The 22,576-nt window shown below is 54.2% G+C and carries 12 protein-coding genes; 6 read left to right on the top strand and 6 right to left on the bottom strand.

All coding sequences use genetic code 11. The features are described 5' to 3' along the window. Positions 1-227: 227 nt before the first annotated feature. Positions 228-1,268, bottom strand: coding sequence for a LacI family DNA-binding transcriptional regulator (locus tag JT718_RS16675; RefSeq protein WP_205503925.1), 1,041 nt, complete (start codon positions 1,266-1,268; stop codon positions 228-230). 346 nt (positions 1,269-1,614) lie between these two features. Between JT718_RS16675 and JT718_RS16670 the strand changes: the two genes are divergently transcribed. The 5 genes from JT718_RS16670 to JT718_RS16650 all read left to right on the top strand — a co-directional run bounded on the left by JT718_RS16670 (position 1,615) and on the right by JT718_RS16650 (position 11,604). Beyond that, entirely contained in the window at positions 1,615-4,647 is a 3,033-nt protein-coding gene (locus JT718_RS16670; RefSeq protein WP_205503924.1) for a SusC/RagA family TonB-linked outer membrane protein, read from the top strand. Positions 4,648-4,664: 17 nt separating this feature from the next. Next, positions 4,665-6,257 (top strand): RagB/SusD family nutrient uptake outer membrane protein, encoded by a 1,593-nt coding sequence (locus JT718_RS16665; protein WP_205503923.1) that lies wholly within the window; start codon positions 4,665-4,667, stop codon positions 6,255-6,257. Positions 6,258-6,327: 70 nt separating this feature from the next. Continuing rightward, entirely contained in the window at positions 6,328-7,443 is a 1,116-nt protein-coding gene (locus JT718_RS16660) for a SusE domain-containing protein (protein WP_205503922.1), read from the top strand. A 210-nt stretch (positions 7,444-7,653) separates the two neighbouring features. Continuing rightward, complete coding sequence (locus JT718_RS16655; protein ID WP_205503921.1) at positions 7,654-9,858, top strand: glycoside hydrolase family 97 protein; 2,205 nt, start codon at positions 7,654-7,656, stop codon at positions 9,856-9,858. 174 nt (positions 9,859-10,032) lie between these two features. Beyond that, on the top strand, positions 10,033-11,604 hold the full coding sequence (locus tag JT718_RS16650) for an alpha-amylase family glycosyl hydrolase (RefSeq protein ID WP_205503920.1): 1,572 nt from the start codon (positions 10,033-10,035) through the stop codon (positions 11,602-11,604). Between the two features lie 100 nt (positions 11,605-11,704). Here the strand turns inward: JT718_RS16650 and JT718_RS16645 are convergent, their stop codons facing one another. The 5 genes from JT718_RS16645 to JT718_RS16625 form a co-directional block, all read right to left on the bottom strand. After that, complete coding sequence (locus tag JT718_RS16645) at positions 11,705-13,030, bottom strand: MFS transporter (RefSeq protein WP_205503919.1); 1,326 nt, start codon at positions 13,028-13,030, stop codon at positions 11,705-11,707. A gap of 138 nt (positions 13,031-13,168) precedes the next feature. Beyond that, entirely contained in the window at positions 13,169-14,932 is a 1,764-nt protein-coding gene (locus tag JT718_RS16640) for an alpha-amylase family glycosyl hydrolase (protein ID WP_205503926.1), read from the bottom strand. 468 nt (positions 14,933-15,400) lie between these two features. Further along, positions 15,401-17,719, bottom strand: coding sequence for a glycoside hydrolase family 65 protein (locus tag JT718_RS16635; protein ID WP_205503918.1), 2,319 nt, complete (start codon positions 17,717-17,719; stop codon positions 15,401-15,403). A 433-nt stretch (positions 17,720-18,152) separates the two neighbouring features. Beyond that, entirely contained in the window at positions 18,153-18,815 is a 663-nt protein-coding gene (pgmB, locus tag JT718_RS16630; RefSeq protein WP_205503917.1) for a beta-phosphoglucomutase, read from the bottom strand. 50 nt (positions 18,816-18,865) lie between these two features. Beyond that, entirely contained in the window at positions 18,866-20,758 is a 1,893-nt protein-coding gene (locus tag JT718_RS16625; protein WP_205503916.1) for a glycoside hydrolase family 13 protein, read from the bottom strand. Between the two features lie 582 nt (positions 20,759-21,340). Here JT718_RS16625 and JT718_RS16620 point away from each other — a divergent pair. Continuing rightward, the gene (locus JT718_RS16620; RefSeq protein WP_205503915.1) at positions 21,341-22,501 is read left to right on the top strand and encodes an alpha/beta hydrolase; all 1,161 of its coding nucleotides are present in this window, start codon (positions 21,341-21,343) and stop codon (positions 22,499-22,501) included. Positions 22,502-22,576 lie beyond the last annotated feature (75 nt).

Genomic DNA, 22,576 nt, shown 5'->3' with positions numbered 1-22,576 from the left:
CACCCCCGTGGTCGGTTTTGGGTTTTATTCCCAAAAAACCGCCAAACCGCGCACCTCTTGGGTTTAGTAAACGGTTAAAGTGAACTAAGGAAAGTTACTGGCCAGGCAGCGGTGCATAGCCCTTCACGACTTCATTGTACTGATTCTTCCCTTTAGGGGGAGAGTCACCAATCTTCTGAGTTCTAGTGGGTTCTAAGGCTACTTTTCTGAAAACAGGGGCAAAACGCTCAGGCAGTTCTGACCGAGGATTCCCGCACAATCAGGACGGGGTCCAGGACAATCTTCTTCGGCTCTTCCAGTTGTTCGGTGAGCGCAACGCCCGAGGCTTTCCGGGCCATGGACTCCAGGAAAAGGGTAAAGGCCTCTTCGCCCATGAGGGTAGGTTGCTGGTCAATGGTAGACAAACTTGGCGTAAGATACGGGCTGAACGACTCGTTCCCGAACCCAATAAGGCCAATCTGTTCGGGCATTTTAACGGAATGCTGCTTTAAGTACTGCTGCGCCCCCAGCGCCGTGAAGTCTTCCACTGCAAAAATAGCGTCAATGTTCTTGTCCCTGGCCAGCAGCCGCTCGGCCCCTATTCTGCCAGACTCAATGGAGTTGCGCCCGTAGTGGATCAGGTCATCGTCAATGGCGATGTTGTTCATTTTAAGGGCGTCCACGTAGCCGCGCAACCGGTCATTGAAGATCTTGAAGTGTTGCGTGCCCGAGATATGCGCAATGCGGGTGTAGCCTTGCTGGATCAGGTGCTCGGTGGCCATAAAGGCGCCTTTGTAGTCATCTACCACCACAGAGGGGGCGGCCAACTCGTCCTTCACCCGGTCAAAGAGCACCAGGGGCACCTTGCGTTTCTTCACATCATAGAAATGGTCCAGGTTGGGCGCGTCTTTGGCAATGGAGGCAATAATGCCGTCTACGCTGGTTTGCAGCAGCGTTTCTACGCCCTCTACCTCATACTCACCAGAGACATTAGACTGGAACAGGAGAATGTTATAGCCGTTGGCCCGGGCAATTTTCTCAATGCCGTGCACCACCGCCCCAAAGAAACCAATGTCTGAGCTGGGAATCAAGATACCAATGATGTTGGTTCTGCCCGACCGGAGGGAGGAGGCCAGCCGGTTTTGCCGGTAGTTCAGGTGCTGGGCAGTGGCCCTGATCATTTCCTTGGTAGCCGCACTGATGGAAGGATGGTCGTTCAGGGCCTTGGAAACGGTAGAGGGGCTGGTGTTGAGCTCTTTGGCAATATCATGAATGGTAGTTCTGCCCATTTAGAAACATCGATTTCTTGGTAAGAATTAGATAACCTTTTGCAGCCCTTACAAGTAGAGGGAATGCTGTTTTGACAAATCTAATTAAACAATTCTAAAAAAAGTCTCAGATAAAGGTTCTTTTTTTAGAAAAACCAAGGGTAGGAGAGCGTTTGTTGGCAAATCGGTAAAAAAATCTTGCTATTTTGTGGTACCCTATTGTTTGAAAATTCAAAAGGAATTGCTAAATCGCTAAGGAAATCGATTTCGTAACAGTTGATTTTGTTATTCTCTCAATGACAATCAGCCGCTTAGCCTGTCATCGGTTTTGGAAAACCCTAACACAAACCACCTTAAACTAAATTCTATGTCTATTTTATTACGCAAGAACTTGCCTCCGGCTGACAGATTGCTAAGCAATAGGCTGTTCAGGAAGCCAGCCATGATGCTGGCGCTGATCACGGCCTTGGTTTATCTGTGCAGCGGCCTGGCGTATGCTCAGCAAAGAACTGTATCCGGTACGGTTTCCTCAGTAGACGGCTCTCCCCTCATTGGGGTGACGGTTGCCCTGAGAGGGACCACTACCGCTACTGCCACCGACGTGAACGGAGGGTTCTCCCTGCCGGTAACCGGTGACAACGGCACGCTGGTGTTTTCTTACATTGGCTTTGTGACGCAGGAAGTGGCCATTGGTACCCGCTCTACCGTGAACGTGACCCTGCAGACAGACGCCAAAGCCCTGCAAGAAGTGGTGGTGGTAGGGTACGGTACCCAGCGCCGCGAAGATGTGACCGGTTCAGTGGCCACCATCTCTGAGGAGAACTTCAACCGTGGCCAGGTGACCACGCCGGAGCAATTGATCACCGGCAAGGTTTCTGGGGTGCAGATTACCAGCAACGGGGGCGCGCCCGGTTCAGGAAGCACCATCCGTATTAGAGGAGGTTCTTCCCTGATCGCCAGCAACGATCCTCTGATTGTGATTGACGGCGTTCCGTTGGATAACAATAATGTGGCCGGATCTCCAAACCCGCTCAGCATGATCAACCCCAATGACATTGAGTCTTTCAACATCCTGAAAGATGCCTCGGCCACCGCTATTTACGGGTCGCGGGCTTCTAACGGGGTAATCATCATCACTACGAAGAAAGGAACCGCCGGGGAGAAACTCCGGGTTGGGTTCAGCACCCTTGGTTCTTTCTACAAACTCACCGACAAGGTGGATGTGCTGTCTGCCAACGAATTCAGAGAGGCCGTAGCCAGAGAGAAAGGTGCCGCCCAGGCTGCTTTGTTAGGCGACGCCAATACTGACTGGCAGGACCAGATTTTCAGAGAGGCGTTTGGGGTAGACAATAACCTGGTAGTAAGTGGCTCCCTGAAATCCATTCCTTACCGCGTTTCCGTAGGTTACCTGGATCAACAGGGAACTTTGAAAACGTCTCACTTGAAAAGAACTTCCGGAGCACTGAACCTGAACCCCAGCTTCCTGAACGACCACCTGCGGGTGAACCTGAATGTGCGGGGTACCTTGTCCGAAAGCCGCTTCGCGGACCAGGGAGCAATTGGCGCCGCCATTGCCTTTGACCCCACCCAGCCGGTTTACTCAGATGACAATAGATTTGGCGGTTTCTATGAGTATGCAGATGCCAACGGCCCCATCTTGCTGGCCCCTAAAAACCCGTTGAATACCCTGGAGAACAGACACGACGAAGGCGAGGCGAAAAGAAGCATTGGCAACTTGCAGTTAGACTACAGATTCCACTTTCTGCCAGACCTGAGAGCAAACCTGAACGTGGGTTATGACATTTCAAGAAGTGAAGGCGGAACGGTAGTAGACAGCACCGTGGCCTCTGTGTTCTCCCAGCGCGGAAGCCGCAGCCGCTATGAGCAATCGAAAGACACGCACCTGATGGACTTTTACCTGAACTATGCCAAAGACCTGACCGCGGTAAACAGTAGAATTGATGTAACGGCTGGTTATTCTTACCAGAAGTTTAAGATCCACAGCCCTGCTTTCCCGGTGCTTAGCCTGAGAATTAGAGGCGTGGCAGCCGATACCGTTACGGCGGCCCCGGCTTTCCCTACTGAGGCGGAGAATACCTTGATTGGTTTCTTTGGTAGATTAACGTATACCTTCAAAGACCGCTACATCTTAACCACCAACATTAGAAGAGACGGTTCTTCCAGATTCTCTGAAGACAACAGATGGGGTGTGTTCCCTTCCCTGGCTTTTGCCTGGAGAATCAGCGAGGAAGCCTTCCTGAAAAATGTGAACGCTATCTCTGACCTGAAACTGAGAGTAGGCTATGGGGTGACCGGTCAGCAAGACCTGGGTGACCGCTACTATCCTTACCTGGCTCGTTACACGTTCAGTGACCCAACCGCTGCGTATCCATTGGGTGACAGATTCTACAACACGCTGCGTCCGGCCGGGTATGATGCCAACATCAAGTGGGAAGAAACAGAGCAGTACAACGTTGGTTTAGACTATGGTTTCTTCAACGGGAAAGTAACCGGTACGGTAGACTACTTCTTCAAGAAGACCAAAGACCTGTTAGGAAACGTGACGCCTCCGGCGGGCTCTAACCTGGCCAACCAGTTGGTGACCAACGTGGGTAACCTGGAGTCTGAAGGGGTAGAGGTAGCCTTGAACTTCAACCCGATCAGCAATGAGAACGTGAACTGGACGTTTGGTATCAACGGAACTTACACTGATGTGACCGTTACCAACATTCAGTCGGTAAGCGCGCAGGGTGACCTGCACGGCGGTATCTCTGGTGGTACCGGTAACAACGTGCAGATCCGCACCATCGGGTACAATCCTTTCACCTTCTATGTATACAAGCAGGTGTACAATGAAGCCGGCCAGCCACTGGAAGGCGTTCTGGCTGACCTGAACAATGACGGGGTGATCAACTCAGATGACAGATACCGCTACAAGACTTCACAGGCGCCTGTGTTCTTAGGGTTCAGCAACAACCTGGACTACAAAAACTGGAACCTGAACTTTGTCTTGCGTGCCAACCTGGGTAACTACGTGTACAACAACGTGTACTCTAACAACGGTACCTATGCCAACATCAACCGCACCGACTTCCTGACCAACATGTCAAGAAATGTGTTGGAGACCAACTTCTCTGGCTTGACAGATGAAACCCAGCGTTTGCTTTCTGACTACTATATCCAGAATGCTTCTTTCCTGCGCATGGACAATATTTCCCTGAGCTACAACTTCGGGAAAGTGGCCAGAGAAAAAGTGAACCTGCGCTTATCAGGCACCGTGCAGAATTTGTTTGTGATTACTAAATACAAAGGACTGGACCCCGAGATTGGAAGCGGTATTGACAACAATTTCTATCCAAGAGCCCGCGTATTCTCCTTGGGCGCAAACCTTGACTTCTAAAATTAACACTGTAAGAAATGACAACTAATCTTATAAAGAGAATGGTACTAGCAGGGGTGTTAGCGTTTGCGATCACCTCCTGTACCGATGACCTGGATCTTACCCCTAAGTACGAGGTAACGTCCGCTACCCTGTACCAGGACTTTGCCAACTACAAGCCCGTGCTGGCGAAACTATACGGAGGCTATGCGGTGACCGGCCTGAAAGGCGCTGATGGTGCCCCGGACTTGGCCGGCTTTGACGAAGGAAAGTCAAACTACGTGCGTGCCCTCTGGACCCTGCAGGAACTGTCTACCGACGAGGCCGTGATTGCTTGGAGCGACGTGTTCCCGGTACACAACATGAACTGGAACTCCGGCACTGAAGCGGTCCGCATGATGTATGACCGTATCTTCTACCAGATTGCGCTCTGCAATGAGTTCATCCGCAACACTACAGACGCGAAGCTGAACGAAAACGGCATTTCAGAGGCCAACCAGGTAGAAGCCAGGAAATACCGGGCCGAGGCGCGCTTCATGCGGGCCATGAGCTACTGGCATGCGCTGGACATGTACGGCAATGTTCCGTTTGTGACCGAGGCAGACCCGGTAGGCTTTTTCACCCCGCCCCAGATGAGCCGCACCGAGTTGTTCAACTTTGTGGAGGCTGAACTAAAGGCCGTAGAAGCAGAGTTGGTGGCACCACGCCAGAATGAATATCCGCGCGCCGACAAAGCCGCCGCCTGGATGGTGTTGGCCAAGTTGTACCAGAACGCGGAAGTGTACACCGGCCAGGCCAGATATACCGATGCCATCACCTACGCCAAGCGGGTGATTGACGCAGGGTACACGTTGGCACCAACGTACCAGAGCCTCTTCCAGGCAGACAATGACAAACTGGCCAGGCCCACGTCTGCCCAGCAGGAGATTATCCTACCCATCGCGTTTGACGGGATCAATACCAGATCTTGGGGAGGAACTACCTTCCTGATCCATGCCCAGTTAGGGGCTAACATGAATGCCCAGACCGATTACGGTGTGAGCGGTGGTTGGGGCGGTATCCGCACCACTCCCCAAGTCATTGACCTCTTCCCCAGCGGAGACAGCCGCGGTATTTACCACACTACCGGTCATACCAAGGAGATTGAAGCCATCAATGACTTCACCAACGGGTACCCGCTCACCAAATTCAAGAACATTAAATCTGGCGGTGGGGCTGGTTCGCATTTAGAGTTCCCAGACACCGATTTCCCCTTGTTCCGTTTGGCTGACGCTTATTTGATCTATGCCGAGGCGGTGCTGCGGGGTGGCGCTGGCGGCGACCGGGCTACCGCGCTAGGGTACATCAATGCCTTGAGACAACGGGCCTACGGAAACACATCCGGTAACATCACAGATGAGCAGCTAACCCTTGATTTCATCCTGGATGAAAGGGCAAGAGAGCTGCATTGGGAAGGGCACCGCAGAACAGACCTGATCCGTTTTGGCAAATTCACCAGCGGCAGTTACCTGTGGGCCTGGAAAGGCGGCGTGGAAGCGGGCAGAGGCGTGGCAGAGTACCGCAGACTGTACCCAATTCCAGCTTCTGATTTGGCCGCAAACCCAAATCTTAAACAAAATACAGGGTATTAAGACAGAAAAGTAGTCCCAGTGGCAGCACTGCCGCTGGGACCTTATAGCAGAAGCCTAAAAAGAGAATCGTATGAAAGCAATTTACAATAAGATAGCGATGCTTTTCATCTTATCCCTGGCCTTGTGGTCCTGTGACAAAGATGAAGACAGGATCATCATCAAGGATGGCGTTGGTCCGGTGATTTCCTCTTCGCAAACCAACCTTGTGCTGGTAGAAACCGACAAGGACAAGGATGCCGTGACCTTTAGCTGGGAAAGAGCCAACTTTGGCTATAACGCGGCCGCTAGCTACGCCCTGGAGTTTGATGTGGAGGGGAATAACTTCGCCACTCCTCAGGTAGTAGAGGTGGAAAGCGGGCTGGTGAGAACTTTCAAGGTAGGGGAGCTGAACAACATCGCCAATTTTCTGGAGATGACCGGCTTCCAGCCAGGAGGCATGGAAGTAAGGGTAAAAGCCACGGTTGGTAACGCCGTAGACCCGGTGTACTCAGATCCTATTTCGCTGACCGTGACTCCTTACCTGGCAGAGCCAGAATATCCGGTAATTTACCTGGTGGGGGCAGCGGCTGAAAATGGCTGGGACAACACCAAGGCAACTCCTTTCTTCCGCAATGAGGAAGATCCGTTTGTGTACACCCTTACCACCCAATTAACTGCCGGCGATTTCAAACTGTTGGGAATGTTAGGCAAATGGGGTCCAGCCTGGGGGATGGGGGAAGAAAATGAAGACGGAAGCATCGACCTGAATTTCAGACCTACCGAGGGCGATCCTGACGTGCCTAACTTCACTGGCTTAGTTCCTGCCGATGGCTTCTATACCATTACCGTAAGCCTGCGCGACAATACCGTTAAGGTAGAGCCTTTCGCCGGTGGAGCCACGGCTCCCACCTACAGTGCCATTGGCCTGGTGGGCGAGTTCAGCAACTGGGGCGCAAACCCAGATGTGATGATGACCAGAACCAGCGCCAATTCCCATATTTGGACCGCAACCCTTACCCTGGCCAACGCCTCTGAGGTGAAGTTCAGAGTGAACCAGGACTGGGGAACCAACTGGGGAGCAGGGGCCGATGTGAGCAACTGGTACGGAAAAGGCTCTTTTGGGTCTTCCAACATCAAGATGACCGCCGGTACGTACCTGGTGCAGTTCAATGACCTCACCGGAGAGTACGTGTTCATCGAACAGTAATTCCTGACGCTAAGATCTAAGACAAGCCCGGCCCCTAAAGCCGGGTTTGTCATGTAAAAAGGCTAAGCTCTCGGTTGGAGCCAACCCTACAGGTCCATCAAGGCCAGAGGCGGTCTCAAAGTAGACCCTCGCTCTTTCTGCATCCAACCCGCGCCTGTTTTTCCCATTTTTGCGCCCTTTTTCTAAAAACAAACCATTTTCATTACATACATGCGTAAACTTCCTCTCTTGACCATCCTTCTGCTTTGTTTCCTGGGCCTTGCCAATGCCCAGGACCTGAAGTCCCCCAACGGGAGACTCACCATGAGGTTCTCCCTGCAGGGCAACGGCGTACCCACCTACAGCCTGACCTACAAAGGCAAGCAGGTTATAAAACCTAGCCGCCTGGGGTTTGAGCTGAAGACCAAAGCCGCCGATGCAGCCTCGGGGGGCTCAGACGCCAACATGGAGCAGAAGGCCGTGAACCTGCAGGGTTCCCTGTATGACAACTTTACCCTGGCCGACACCAAAACCACTTCGTTCAACGAGACCTGGAACCCGGTGTGGGGCGAGGTGAAAACCATCCGCAACCACTACAACGAGTTGGCAGTAACGCTCAACCAGAAAGGCACCGACCGGCAGATGGTGGTGCGCTTCCGCCTGTTCGATGACGGGCTGGGATTCCGTTACGAGTTCCCCACCCAGAAGAATCTGACCTATTTTGTCATAAAGGACGAAAAAACGCAGTTTGCCATGGCCGGCGACCATACTGCCTTCTGGATCGCGGGCGACTACGACACCCAGGAGTACGACTACACCACCTCCAAGCTCTCCGAGATCAGAGGCATTATGGCCAAGGCCGTGACCGCCAACATCTCGCAGACGCCTTTCTCGCCCACCGGCGTGCAGACCTCCCTGATGATGAAATCGGCGGACGGCTTGTACATCAACCTGCACGAGGCCGCCCTCATTGACTTCCCGGTGATGCACCTGAACCTGGACGACAAGAACATGGTGTTTGAGGCCTGGCTCACGCCCGATGCCGTTGGTGACAAGGGCTACATGCAGGCCCCGCGCAGCACCCCCTGGCGCACCGTGATCGTGAGCGACGACGCCCGCGACATCCTGGCCTCCAAGATGACCTACAACCTCAACGAGCCCAGCAAGATCAAGAACACCTCCTGGATCAGGCCCATCAAGTACGTGGGCGTGTGGTGGGAGATGATCACCGGCAAGAGCACCTGGTCGTACACCAACGACTATCCCACCGTGCAGCTGGGCGTGACGGACTACTCCAAGGCCAAGCCCCACGGCAAGCACGGGGCCACCACGGCCAACGTGAAGCGCCACATTGACTTTGCCGCCCAGCACGGTTTTGACGCGGTACTGGTGGAAGGCTGGAACGTGGGCTGGGAAGACTGGTTCGGGAACTCCAAGGACTACGTGTTCGACTTCGTGACCCCGTACCCCGACTTCAACGTACAGGAGATCAGAGACTACGCCAAGGCGAAAGGGGTGGAGATGATGATGCACCACGAGACCTCTTCCTCGGTGCGCAACTACGAGCGCCACATGGACAAGGCCTACCAGTTCATGAAGGACAACGGGTACAACTCGGTGAAGAGCGGCTATGTGGGCGACATCCTGCCGCGCGGCGAGAACCACTACAGCCAGTGGATTGTGAACCACTACCAGCACGCCATTGAAAAGGCCGCCGAGTACAAGATCATGGTGAACGCGCACGAGGCGGTGCGGCCTACCGGTATTGCCCGCACCTACCCGAACCTGATCGGCAACGAGTCGGCGCGGGGCACCGAGTACCAGTCGTTCGGGGGCTCCAAGCCCAACCACGTGGCGGTGCTGCCCTTCACCCGCCTGATCGGGGGGCCGATGGACTACACGCCGGGCATCTTCGAGATGGACCTGAGCAAGCTCAACCCCGACAACCACTCGCACGTGAACAGCACCCTGGCCAACCAGCTGGCCCTGTACCTGACCATGTACAGCCCGCTGCAGATGGCCGCCGACCTGCCCGAGAACTACGAGCGCTTCCCCGACGCGTTCCAGTTCATCAAAGACGTGGCCGTGGACTGGGATGACAGCCGCTACCTGGAAGCCGAGCCCGGCGCGTACATCACCGTGGCGCGCAAAGCAAAGGGCACCGGGCAGTGGTTCCTGGGCAGCGTGGGCGGTAACCAGGCCCGCACTTCCAACATCAGGTTTGATTTCCTGGACAAAGGCAAAACCTATATCGCCACCATCTACGCCGATGCGAAGGACGCCCACTACAAGACCAACCCGCAGGCTTACACCATCCGCAAGGTAGTGGTGAACAGCAAGTCCAAATTGGCACAGTTTGTGGCCCCGGGTGGCGGGTACGCCATCAGCTTCACAGAGGCCGATAAAAGCCAGACCAAGGGCCTGGACCGGCTTTAATCCAATTCTGTTTCGGGCTCGTTTCTGTGAAAACTGGCCCGAAACAGGGCGAAGCAGCAACCTGTATCCTGAGTTTTTTACCAGGGGTGCTTCCGGGTGAGAATGGGACGCCGCAGTAGACCAGCGGTTTGTCCGTGCCCGGAAGCTCCCCTTTCGCTTAACCTTTACCCCAATATGAAAAAGTCCAAATTAACCCACCTGGCCCTTTCCCTGATGTTTTCCCTCGGCACCCTGGGCAGTATGCCCGAAGTGCAGGCGCAGGACAAGAAAGTAAGCCAATGGCCCAGAGGCATCACCTACGAGATTTTTGTGCAATCCTTCGCCGATTCCAACGGCGACGGCATTGGTGACATCAAGGGCATGACCTCCAAGCTGGATTACCTCAAAAACCTGGGCGTGGAAGCCGTGTGGCTCATGCCCATTAACCCCTCGCCCTCGTACCACAAATATGACGTGACGGACTACTACGGCATCCACCCCGATTACGGGACCATGGAAGACTTCAAGGAGTTCATCAAACAGGCCCACCAACGCAACATCAAAGTGGTGATGGACATGGTACTGAACCACTCTTCCAGCCAACACCCCTGGTTCCTGGACGCCGCCAAAAACGAGAACAGCCCGTACCGCGAGTACTACGTCTGGACCCACAAAAACGACCCCCAAACCCAGAAGGAAGGTCGCCCCACCGGCGCAGACTCAGACAACACCCAGCACTGGCACAAACTGGAAGGCAGCGATTACCTGTACTACGGCTACTTCTACGGCGGCATGCCCGACCTGAACTTTGACAGCCCCAAGCTGCGCGAGGAAGTATTCAAGATTGGTCGGTTCTGGTTCACCGAGGTAGGCGTGGACGGGTTCCGCCTGGATGCCGCCCGCCACATCTTCCCCGATGAGCGCCCCATTGACAACCACAACTGGTGGGTGTACTTCCGGAACGAGATGAAAAAGGCCAACAAAGACGTGTACCTGGTAGGAGAGGTGTGGGCTCCCGCCGAGGTGGTTGGACCTTACCTGAAAGGCTTGCCAGCCCTCTTCAACTTTGACATGGGCTACGCCATCACCAAAGCCGTGAACGAGGGAAACGCCGGTGACCTGGTGGCCAACCACAAGAAAATTCGCGAGTTCTACCAAAGCGTGAACCCCGAGTACGTAGACGCCACCTTCCTCACCAACCACGACCAGAACCGCATCATGAGCGCGGTGAACGGAGACGTTAACAAGGCGAAAATGGCCGCCGCCCTGCTGCTCACCCTGCCGGGTTCGCCGTACCTGTACTACGGCGAGGAGATTGGCATGAAAGGCCTGAAGCCCGATGAGAACATCCGGGAGCCGTTCCTGTGGGATGCCAGGGCCAAAGACAAGAGCCGTACCACCTGGATGCAACCCAAGTACAACCCCGAGGGAGCCGTTGCCCCCGCCGCCGCCCAGATGAAAGACAAGAACTCACTGTACCACCACTACAAAGCCCTGATTGGCCTCAGAAACGGCAGCAAGGCCCTCACCTACGGTACCGTGGAGCCGGTTCAGCTCGCCAATCCCGGCGTAAGCGCCTTTGTGCGTACGCAGGAAGAGGAATCTTTGCTGGTGCTGCACAACCTGTCAAAAAACGAGGTAAGCATCACGCTTCCTGAGCACCTGAGTTCCTACGCCAAAGTACACTTTAGGAGCCACAAAGGAGCCAGACTGAAAGGAGCCTCGGTAGTGATTCCAGCGTACAGCAGTGTGCTGTTGAAGAAATAGAGCCGCCGCTGTTTTAGGGTTGGTTTCTGTAAAACGGCCCCCAAACAAAGAAGCCCCGGACCTGGTCCGGGGCTTCTTTGTTTTAAATGGGTTGTGAGGGTTAGGCAACTGTCTCGTCCACGTCGCGCACCATCAGGGTCATGAAACCCGCCAGGATCATGGCGCAGCCTCCCAGCACCAGCGTGTAGATGGACTGACCGTCAAAAATATTCTTGTTGATAAAGTCCAGCAGCGAACCGGCCACAATCTGCGGAATCACGATGAAGAAGTTGAACACGCCCATGTAGTAGCCCATGCGCTTGGCTGGCAAAGAACCCGCCAGGATGGCGTACGGCATGGAAAGGATACTGGCCCACGCAATGCCCACGCCTACCATAGACACCAGCAGCAGTTTAGGATCTGTGATAAAGTAGGTGGAGACAAGGCCAATCCCGCCAATGACCAGGCAGATCAGGTGCGTCATGCGGCGGCTGGTTTTTTTGGCCAGTGTTGGCAAAAGTAGGGCAAAAACCGCCGAGATTCCGTTGTACACGGCAAAGCAAACGCCTACCCAGTCGGCCCCTTCGTTGTAGAGTTTAGAGGTAGTGTCTGAGGTGCCATAGATGTGGCTGGTGATGGCCGGCGTGGTGAAGATCCACATGGCGAAGAGGGCAAACCAAGTGAAGAACTGCACAAAGGCCAGTTGCAGCATGGTCTTCGGCATCTTGAAAATCCCGAAGAACGTCTCAGAAACGCCTTGCCAGAACGTGGTCTGCTTGTTTTCCCGTTCAAATTCTTCTAAGTCTTCGGGCGGGTATTCCTTGGTTTTCACCACCGTCCAGAGCACCGAAAGGAAGAACGCCACGCCGCCGCAATAGAAAGACCACTTCACCGAGGGCGGAATCTCGCCGGCCGGGGCGGTATTAGGAATACCTACCCAGTTGTTGAAGATCCAGGGCAGGAGGGACGCCACCACGGCACCCACCCCAATGAAGAAGGTTTGGGCTGCAAACCCGCTGGTGCGCTGGTCAGACGGAAGCAAATCGCCCACCAGGGCCCGGAACGGCTCCATGGACACGTTAATAGATGTATCCAAAATCCAGAGCATGCCCACCGCCATCCAAAGCACCGAAGAATTGGGCATGATGAACAGCGAGAGCGAGGCCAGCAAAGCCCCGATCATGAAGAAAGGCTTCCGGCGGCCGAATACCGGGCTCCAGGTGCGGTCACTCAGATACCCGATGATGGGTTGTACCAGTAAGCCGGTCACCGGGGCAGCCAGCCAGTAAAGAGCGATCTCGGTGCCGCCCAGTGTTTCAAAAATGCGGCTTACGTTGGCGTTCTGCAACGCGAACCCAAATTGAATCCCCAGAAACCCGAAACTCATGTTCCAGATCTGCCAGAAACTCAGACGGGGTTTGGCTTGCGCCTGTATGGTTTGTGCCATGGGCAAAGATTAAAGGGTGAAGATTTGTTTGTAGTTCAGATAATTCGTTTCTGGAATAATCTCGGTAAATCAGGCCCGAAACGCAAGTCTAAAAAGTAAAAACCTGTGAGGTTTTCAAAACCTCACAGGTTTGGTAATCTATTTGTTCTGCAGCAAAAACACATGGGCACTCAGCGGCGCCAGCGTGATGCTGGTTTTCACCAAAGGCTGTAAAAACAGGGGAGGCGTATCGGTGAGCAGGTCTTGTAAGATAAAGGAGCCTTTGGCTTCTACGCCCATGTTGGCCAACGCTGCCGGAGGTAAGGTTAAGGCGTAATTGGCAGCTTCGCGGTTGAAGTTCACCAAGATCAACACCCGTTCCTGAGCGGTGTGCCGCAGGTACGCGTACACGCCTTTCGGGGCGGAGTTTTCCTCAGCGGAGAGAGCATAGAATTTACCTTTGCGGATAGCTTCGCGGCTGGTGCTCAGGTTTAGCAGTTTGGTGTAGAACTCACGGAGGCGTTTCTGGTCTTCGGTGAGCTTACCGCCGTCAAATTTGCCGCCGTTCATCCAGACCTGGTGCGCCGGAACGCCCCAGTAATCAAAGATGGTAGTACGGCCGTCCTCGCCCTGGAAGCCTTCTAGGCCCTTGCCGGGTTCGCCTACTTCCTGTCCAAAATACACCATCACCGGACCGCTGCCCAGGGTGGCGCTCACCGTCATGGCCGGTACCGCCGCCCACGGAGTACCCGCGAACTCAGAAGAAGCCAGGCGCTGCTCGTCGTGGTTTTCTAGGAAGCGCAGCATGTGATTAGAGATGCCACGGCTTTCCTCACGCCACACTTTGGTAATCTCTGCGGTATTGCCCTGGCCGCGGTTTTCCATTAGGCGGCGCACGCCATCGTACAAACCTACCTTGTCATATAGGTAATCAAATCCACCGGTCCTGATGTAGTTGTGGTACTCTTTGGGGTTGTAGATCTCGGCAATGAATTTGATGTCCGGGTGCTTGGCTTTCACCTGCGGAATGACCCATGCCCAAAACTCCACGGGCACCATCTCGGCCATGTCGCAACGGAACCCGTCGGCTCCTTTGCCCGCCCAGTACAGCAAAATGTCACGCATCTTACCCCAGGTGTCCGGGGTAGGCGAGAAGTGCTTGGTGCGGTTGTTCTGGATGTCTATGCCGTAGTTCAGCTTCACGGTCTCAAACCAGTCGTTCTCGCTGGGCGAGGCGCTGAACACATCATTCCCGGTTACCTTGGCCGGATTCTCGTTGAACTTGCTGTCTTCCTGCGGACCGCGGTAGGTGCCGCTCAAAGGATTGTAGGTGTTGGGCACTTTCAAGGCCTCGCCGGGAATGTAGTAGAAGTTGTTGCTGGGATTGAACGAAACGGTTTTATCGTCCTGATCTCCAAAGTCTTCTACACCGTTGGGTTTAGCGTCTGAGCCGTAATAGCGGGCCACATGGTTGGGCACAAAATCAATGATCATCTTGAGCCCGTTGTTGTGGGTGCGCTGCACCAGGGCCTCAAACTCCTTCATCCGATTCCGCACGTCCACCGCCAGATCGGGGTTCACGTCATAGTAATCCTTGATGGCGTACGGCGATCCAGCCCGGCCTTTCACCACATCAGCATCGTCCAGGTGCACGCCAAACTTGGAGTAGTCGGTCATGAGCGCGTGCTCAATTACGCCGGTGTACCACACGTGCGTGGCCCCCAATTTCTTGATCTCCTGCAGGGCTTTGTCGGTGATGTCGTTGAACTTGCCCACGCCGTTTTCCTGTAGGGTGCCGTAGGTTTTGTTCAGCGCTTTCTTGTTCCCAAACAGGCGCGTCATCATCTGGTAGATCACCAGTTTGTGGTCCTGGATCTCTTCCTCGGTGGTGTTGGGATCAGTAGCGGGGGCTGGCGTTGTCATCACAGGGGCCGATGCTTTGGTTTCTGTCGTGCTGGTGGTAGGCGCCGTAGAAGTACAGGCTCCCGCCAGTGCGGCCAGCAACACAAAGGAAAGGAACGGTTGTTTGGTGGATTTAGGTGTCATGTAGCTTGTATCGGGTAGCAAAAGTTACATTTAAACTGGCGCGGGTCTCCAGACTCGTGCCTGACGGTAGGGGGAGTCTCCAGACTCCCGGCTTTTTACAAGAGTTTGGTCAAAGCTCTCTGGCCCGGGTACGTAGGGAGTCTGGAGACTCCCGTCATCTTTTGTCACGAGACTTCAGTCTCGCGCCAGTGGTTTTCTATTTTAGGCCTGATTTCTGTAAATCAGGCCTAAAATAGAAGTTGATGTATGCTACTACTATGGCGCGGAAGTTACTTCCGTGACTTCTACTTTACATTTATCACGGAAGTAAATCCGCTCCATAGTAGAAAGGTTACCTTTTAAATATTATACCAACTGGTGCGCAAACTCGCCTTTGGCGTTTGCCTCAATGGTCTGCGGTTGGTCAAACACGTTCAGCGTGATTGCCTTCTCCGCCTGGTTCTCGATGGTCACGCTATCTTTAGTCACCTTGATGTTGAGAAGATGCCCACGGAAGCGGATTTTAAAGGAATAAGAAGTCCAGCCAGACGGGATGAACGGATTGAAAAACAGTTGGTTATTGCGCACGCGCATCCCCCCAAAGCCTTGCACCACCGACATCCAGGTACCGGCCATAGAGGTGATGTGGCAACCGTCCTCGGTGTCGTTGTTGTAGTCGTCCAGGTCCAGGCGGGCGGTGCGGAGGTAGAACTCGTAAGCGCGTTGCTCATCGCCTAATTTGGCCGCCAGAATGGAGTGCACGCATGGCGAAAGCGAAGACTCATGCACCGTACGCGGCTCGTAGAAATCGAAGTTCCTCCGGATGGTGTCCAGGTCATATCGGTCCTCGAAGAGGTAGATGCCTTGCAACACATCGGCCTGTTTGATGAACACCGAGCGCAGGATTCTGTCCCATGACCATTTCTGGTTCAGCGGACGATCCTTCGGATCAAGATCCTTCACCAAGGTCTGCTCTTTGTCCAGGAAGCCATCTTGCTGCAGGAAGATGCCCTGTTCCTCGTCCACCGGGTAGTACATGTTGTCAATCACGTGCTGCCATTTGGCCGTTTCCTGCTCCACGTTCAGGTTCATTTTCTGCACCAGTTCTGCGTAGCGGGTTACATCTGCGTTTTGAACGTGTTGCAGCGCCTTGAGCGTGTACTCCAGTGTCCAGGTGGCGATGGTGCTGGTGTACCAGTTGTTGTTGACGTTGTTCTCGTACTCGTTCGGGCCGGTCACGCCCAGCATCACGTATTGGTTTTTGGCCGCCGACCAGTTCACGCGCTGCGCCCAGAAGCGGGAGATGCCCACCAGTACTTCCAGGCCGTACTCGGCCAGGTAGCTGTCATCGCCGGTGTAGCGGATGTAATCGTGGATGGCGTGCGCGATGGCCCCGTTGCGGTGGATTTCCTCAAAGGTGATTTCCCACTCGTTGTGGCACTCCTCGCCGTTGATGGTAACCATAGGATACAGCGCGGCACCACCGGTAAAGCCCAGCTTCTCAGCGTTTTCGATGGCTTTCTGCAGGTGCTTGTAGCGGTACACCAACAAATTACGAGCTACCTGCGGATCGGCGGTGGCCAGGTAGAACGGAAGGCAGTACGCCTCGGTGTCCCAATACGTGGTTCCGCCGTATTTCTCGCCGGTAAAGCCTTTCGGCCCGATGTTCAGGCGTTCGTCTTCGCCGGTGTAGGTTTGGTTCAGCTGGAAGATGTTGAAACGGATGCCTTGCTGGGCAGTGGCATCGCCTTCAATCATGATGTCACTTTCTTCCCACTTGGCCGCCCAGGCCTCGGCTTGCTCCTGCAGCATTTGCTCAAAGCCTTTCTCCGCGGCTGCGGCAAGCACCTTTTTAGTGTTGGCTAGCAAACCTTCTTTGGGGTGGTTCTCAGAGGAAAGGTTAGCGGCATATTTATACAATACCGTTTCTTGGCCTTCCTGCACCGAAATCTCAAAGGTGGAGGCGATGTATTTGGTGCGCTCTTCCGGGGTGGCGTTTACTTCCACTGCCTGACCTTTCTGCGTGACCACAAACTTTTGACCGGTGCACACGTGGAAGAACGTTTTCTTAGTTTCGGCAATCACGTAGCCTTCGGTGGGCTGTGCTTCCTGTAAGATTTCGTTCCAAAACTTCTCATCGTAGTTGGAGTCGGCGTTCATGATATCGGCGTCCACGTACGGAGTGAGGGTTAAGGTACCGCTGAAGTTCACCGGCGTGATGCTGTAGCGGATGGCGCCTACTTCATCATCCACAATGCTGGTGAACCGCTTGGCGTTTACGCGCACCTGTTTGCCGCTGGGTAGCTGAGCCGTGAAGGTACGCTCAAGCCAGCCTTCGCGCATGTTCAGCTCGCGGCGGAACTCCAGCACCTGGCAGTGGTGTAGGTCCAAGGTTTCGCCATCTACTTGCACGTCAATGCCGATCCAGTTGGCGGCGTTGAGCACCTTGGCGAAATACTCTGGATAGCCGTTCTTCCACCAGCCCACGCGGGTTTTGTCTGGGTAGTACACGCCGGCCACATAATTGCCTTGCAGCGTCTCGCCGGAGAACGCCTCCTCAAAGTTGGCGCGCTGGCCCATGCGGCCGTTGCCTAAACTGAAAACGCTCTCGGTGATCTGGTTATAATGCGGGTGGAATCCTTCTTCAATGATAGACCACTCATCTACGGTAAGGTATTGTTTCATAATCGTTTGTATCAAGTATCAAGACACACGTATCAGGATTTTTTTTCTATATTCTGGTTTACTGTTTTGAGGCTGATTTCTGAAAACAGCCTTAAAATACTTTTGCTTTTCAGGTACTTCTTCGTCCCCCTTCGAAGGGGGTAGGGGGATGATTTCTTTAGCAGGTTTTAACTCATAAAATCGAGTTTCTATTCTATGGCGCGGAAGTTACTTCCGTGCCTTATGGAAACTTTTTCGGAAGTCACGGAAGTAACTTCCGCGCCATAGTTGTTGTTTATGAAATTCCCGAGTTTTATTCTTTTTTCCGCTTAGCTCCGGTTTTCGGTACTTCCAATGGCTTTGTCATCCCCCAACCCCCTTCAAAGGGGGACAATCTGCTTGTCCTTTCTCTCTTGTTTTAAAGCTGGATCCTAAAAAACAGCCTCAATATGGGTTAAGCTTTCTGCTCTAATGCATGCAGGCGCTCAACGGTCATCTCGGTCATGTCTTTCACTACGATGTCGGCTTGCGTTAACACCTCTGGCTGGCCAACGCCTACGCACAGCATGCCTCCGTTTTTGGCGGCTTCCACGCCAGCTACAGCGTCTTCAAACACCACGCATTCTTCTGGCTGCACGCCCAATGCTTCGGCGCCTTTCAGGAATACCTCTGGGTGGGGCTTGCCGTTGACCACGTGACGGCCGTCAATGATGGCGTCAAAGTAGGGGAGCAGCTCGGTGCGCTCCAGGATGAGTTGGGCGTTTTTGCTCGCCGATCCCAAGGCGATTTTGATGCCTTCGGCTTTGAGGGCTTTCAGGAAATCCACCACGCCGGGCAGGATCTCGTCTGGGGTCATTTTGGCTACATCCAGCAGGTACTCGGTGTTTTTCTGCTCGCAGAGGGCCAGCATTTTCTCCTGCTCCATGGTCTGGTTGCCGATCTCCAGGATGATCTCCAGGGAACGGACGCGGCTCACGCCTTTGAGACGCTCATTGTCATGCTCGGTGAAATCAATGCCGAGGCTTTGGGCCAGTTGGCGCCACGCTTTGAAATGGTACACGGCGGTGTCAACCAGTACGCCGTCAAGGTCAAAAAGGCAAGCTTTGATGGTACTCATATTTTCTCTCTGTTTTTCCAGTGTTTTGAGGAAATGGGGTGTAAAACGGGTTATTTCTGCAGTTCCAAAACCAGAGCCGTTTTAGCCGGGATCTTGATGTTGGCCAGACTGCTTAGGTTCTGTTCTGAAAGTACGTTGCGGGCTTTGGTGAAGCCGTTCATGCGCTCCGCAAACCGCTCGGTTTTCAGGTCTACTTCTTTGTCGGTGGAATTGGTGGCCACCATGACGGTTTTGGAGTCATCGTAGCGGAAGTACACATACGTTCCTTCCTGCGGCACAAACTGCATGAGTTTGCCCGAGTGCAGGGCCGGGGTGACTTTGCGGTAATTAGCCAGTTTCTTCACAAAGTTGAAGGCCTCGTTCTCGCGGGCGTTGCGGCCGGCAGCGGTGAACTTGTTTTCCTTATCACCGGCGAAGCCGCCGGGGAAATCTTTACGCACCTCCGCGTCCGACGGATCTTTGAAGTTCTTCATCAGAATTTCGGTGCCGTAGTACAAAGAAGGAATGCCGCGGGTGGTGAGCATCCAGGTGAGGCCCATTTTGTACTTGTTGAAATCCTCGCCAATCACGGAGAAATAGCGGTTCATGTCGTGGTTGTCCAGGAAGGTGACCAGTTTCATGGGGTCCTGGTACACGGCGTCCTGGGCCAAAACCTGGTGCACTTTGCTCACGCCTTCGTCCCACCCGAAGTTCTGGTTCAGGGCATCGTTCATGGCGGTCCAGAGCACAAAATCCAGGGTGCCGGGTTGGTTGCTCTTGAACGGGAAGTTGATGTTGTTGCGGGTAAAACGCGACTGCGCGATGACGTTGTTCACCCAGGACTCCCCGAAGATGTGGATGTTAGGGTACTCGTCCAACAAGGCCTGGTTGCAGCGGTTCATGAAGGCATCATCGTTATACATATAGGTGTCAATGCGCCAGGCATCCACGCCAAAGTTTTCTACCGTCCAGAGGGCATGCTGAATGAGGTAATTGGCCACGAACGGGTTATTCTGGTTCAGGTCGGGCATGTGGGGCACAAACCAGCCGTTCATCATCACAGTCCAGTCGGCCTTAGACGCGTGCGGGTCAATGATAGCCTGGAACTTGTGCGAGGTGTTGGTATAGGTTGGGAACTGGTGTACCCAGTCTTTAGACGGCATGTCTTTGATAAACCAGTGATTGATGCCCACGTGGTTGTACACGGCGTCCTGCACTACTTTCATTCCTCGGGCGTGAGCCGCCTGCACTAATTTCTTATAGGCCTCATTCCCCCCGAAGCGTTTGTCTACGGCATAATGATCGGTGAACGCATAGCCGTGATACGCACTGCGCATGGCTCCGCCTTCATCGGTCAAAGGTTGGTTGTTCTCAATCACGGGGTTCAGCCACAGAGCCGTAGCGCCGAGTTCTTCAATGTAGTTCAGGTGGTTCAGAATGCCCTGGATGTCGCCACCGTGGCGCAGGAAAGGGTTGTTCCGGTCAGCCTGGGTGTCGGCCATGTCTTTGAACTTGTCGTTCTTGGGATCGCCGTTGGAGAAGCGATCGGGCAGTACCAGGTAGATGAAATCAGCGGAGGTGACGCCCTGGCCTTTTGGCTCTTGGTTGCGGGCCTTCAGTTCGTATTTGCGGGTGAGTTTCTGGTTTCCGTTGCGGCCGCTGATGGTAAAGGTGCCGGGTTTGGTGTCAGGCGCGATGGTCAGATCCAAAAAGGCATAGTTGGGATTCTCCACCTTGTGTGCTTCCACCAGTTTTACCCCTGGGTAATCGATTGAATAGGCCAGAGAACCCGCATTTGGGCCATACACCAACAGCTGAAGGTTCTGGTTTTTCATGCCCACCCACCAGTTGGTTGGGTCCACGCGGGTAATGGCGGCTTTCTGCTGGGCCTGGGTAGCAAAGGTCAGTAACACGAAGCCCAGTAGGGCCAGGCTGCGCAGGTAGGGGAGAGGGTAGTGTAGCATAGCGTTTCTCTTAGTTATCTGGTTTCGCGCCTGAGAAGCCTGACGGGCTGCCGTGCCTCTCTGGCAGATGTCTTCAATTTAGTCTGGATGAAAGCCGTCTTTTTGATGGGTGAGCAGCAGGTTTTGGGGGCGTTTTTTGGAAAATTGCGCCAAAACAAGAATTCAGGAAATCGTTGTCGCTCTGGTCAGAAAGAATTCCAGGCACATGAGCCAAAGTTGTGGCCCCAGGAAGAGGCTTGGTGCCTATGTCAGAGGTAACTCCTTGCCGCACTTGGGCTTGACTCACTGTGCCGGGGTTGAAGGAGCAGAGTGAACGTGCTCCGCACTTGGCCCATGAGCTTGCGGAGAGGACGCTTCTGCCTGCCCGGTAAAGGGAATGCGGTCCCAGGAACAGGCCGTTTTCCCCGAGGCAAAACCCTGGTACACCACGGGAACGAAGCAGAAAAAGGGGCAAATTCTTCATGCTCAGAGAGATTTGCGGTGGTTTCTTGCTGAAGTATTGTTAATATTGTAAAATCAAGTCTGTAAATCTACACTTTTTTAATTAAGAAATCGATTTCCTAGATTATTTACTGCCAAATTATGAAAATGCTCTCCGCCGTTAAGCGCCCGATGCTGCTTTTGATGGTTTTAGGTGCGGTGCCTGCCCTGGCCCAGACTACGTTTGAGATAACCCGGGTGCCTCCGCAAACGCCTGCGCAGGACACATTGTACCTGGCCGGCAACCTCAACAACTGGAACCCGGGCGACAAGAAACTTGCCTTCCGGCGGGCGCAGAACCAGCGGTATTACCTTACGTTGCCGGCCGGCGAAGGGGAACTGGAATACAAAATCACCCGCGGAACTTGGGATAAAGGCGAGGTACAGGCCACCGGCGCCGCCAGAACCAACCGGGCCTACCGGGCGAAAACCGCTCAGGACACCGTGCAGTTGGAGATTGCGGGCTGGCAGGACCAATTCTCCGCCGCGGGCAAAACCCACACCGCCGCCGCCAACGTGCAGGTGCTCAGTAACGAATTCTGGATGCCGCAGTTGAAGAAATCGCGGCGGGTGTGGCTTTACCTGCCGCCCAATTACGCCACCTCCACCAAAAAATACCCCGTCTTGTACATGCACGACGGCCAAAACCTGTTTGACGCGTACTACAGCTACAGCGGCGAATGGGGCGTGGATGAAGCCCTCAACAACCTGTACCAGACCCACGGCACCGAAGTGATTGTGGTTGGCATTGACAACGGCAGCGAAGAGCGCATCAACGAGTACACCCCCTGGGTAAATGCCCAATACGGTGGCGGCAAGGGCGATGCCTACGTCGATTTCCTGGTCCAAACCCTGAAGCCCTACATTGACGCGCACTACCGAACCCTGCCGGGCAAGGCCCACACGGGCGTGTCGGGGAGTTCCATGGGGGGCTTGATCTCGTTGTACGCCGCCCTCAAATACCCCGAGGTGTTCGGCAAAGCCGGCGTGTTCTCGCCCGCCTTCTGGGTATCGCCCGAACTGTACGACTATGTGGCCAAAACAAAACCGGCCAAGGACCTGAAGGTGTACCTGGTGGCCGGGGCCAAAGAGGGTAAGCAGATGGTACCCGACATGGCCCGCATGCGCGACCTTCTGCTGAAACAGGGAATGAAGCCCGCCGCCCTGCGGTATACTGTGCACGCTGATGGGGAGCACAAGGAATCTTACTGGCAACGGGAGTTTCCGCAGGTGTTCCTGTGGCTTTTCGGCAAGAAGAAATAGGGGCTCTGCGCAATAAAGCGGCGGTGTTTCGGGGCTACTTTTGAGATTTTAGCCCTGAAACACCGCCGCTGAGGA

This window comes from Rufibacter psychrotolerans (assembly GCF_016924645.1).
GTDB lineage: Bacteria > Bacteroidota > Bacteroidia > Cytophagales > Hymenobacteraceae > Nibribacter > Nibribacter psychrotolerans.
Note: the sequence above shows the minus strand (reverse complement) of the source record. Positions and strands in the feature narration are given on the sequence as shown.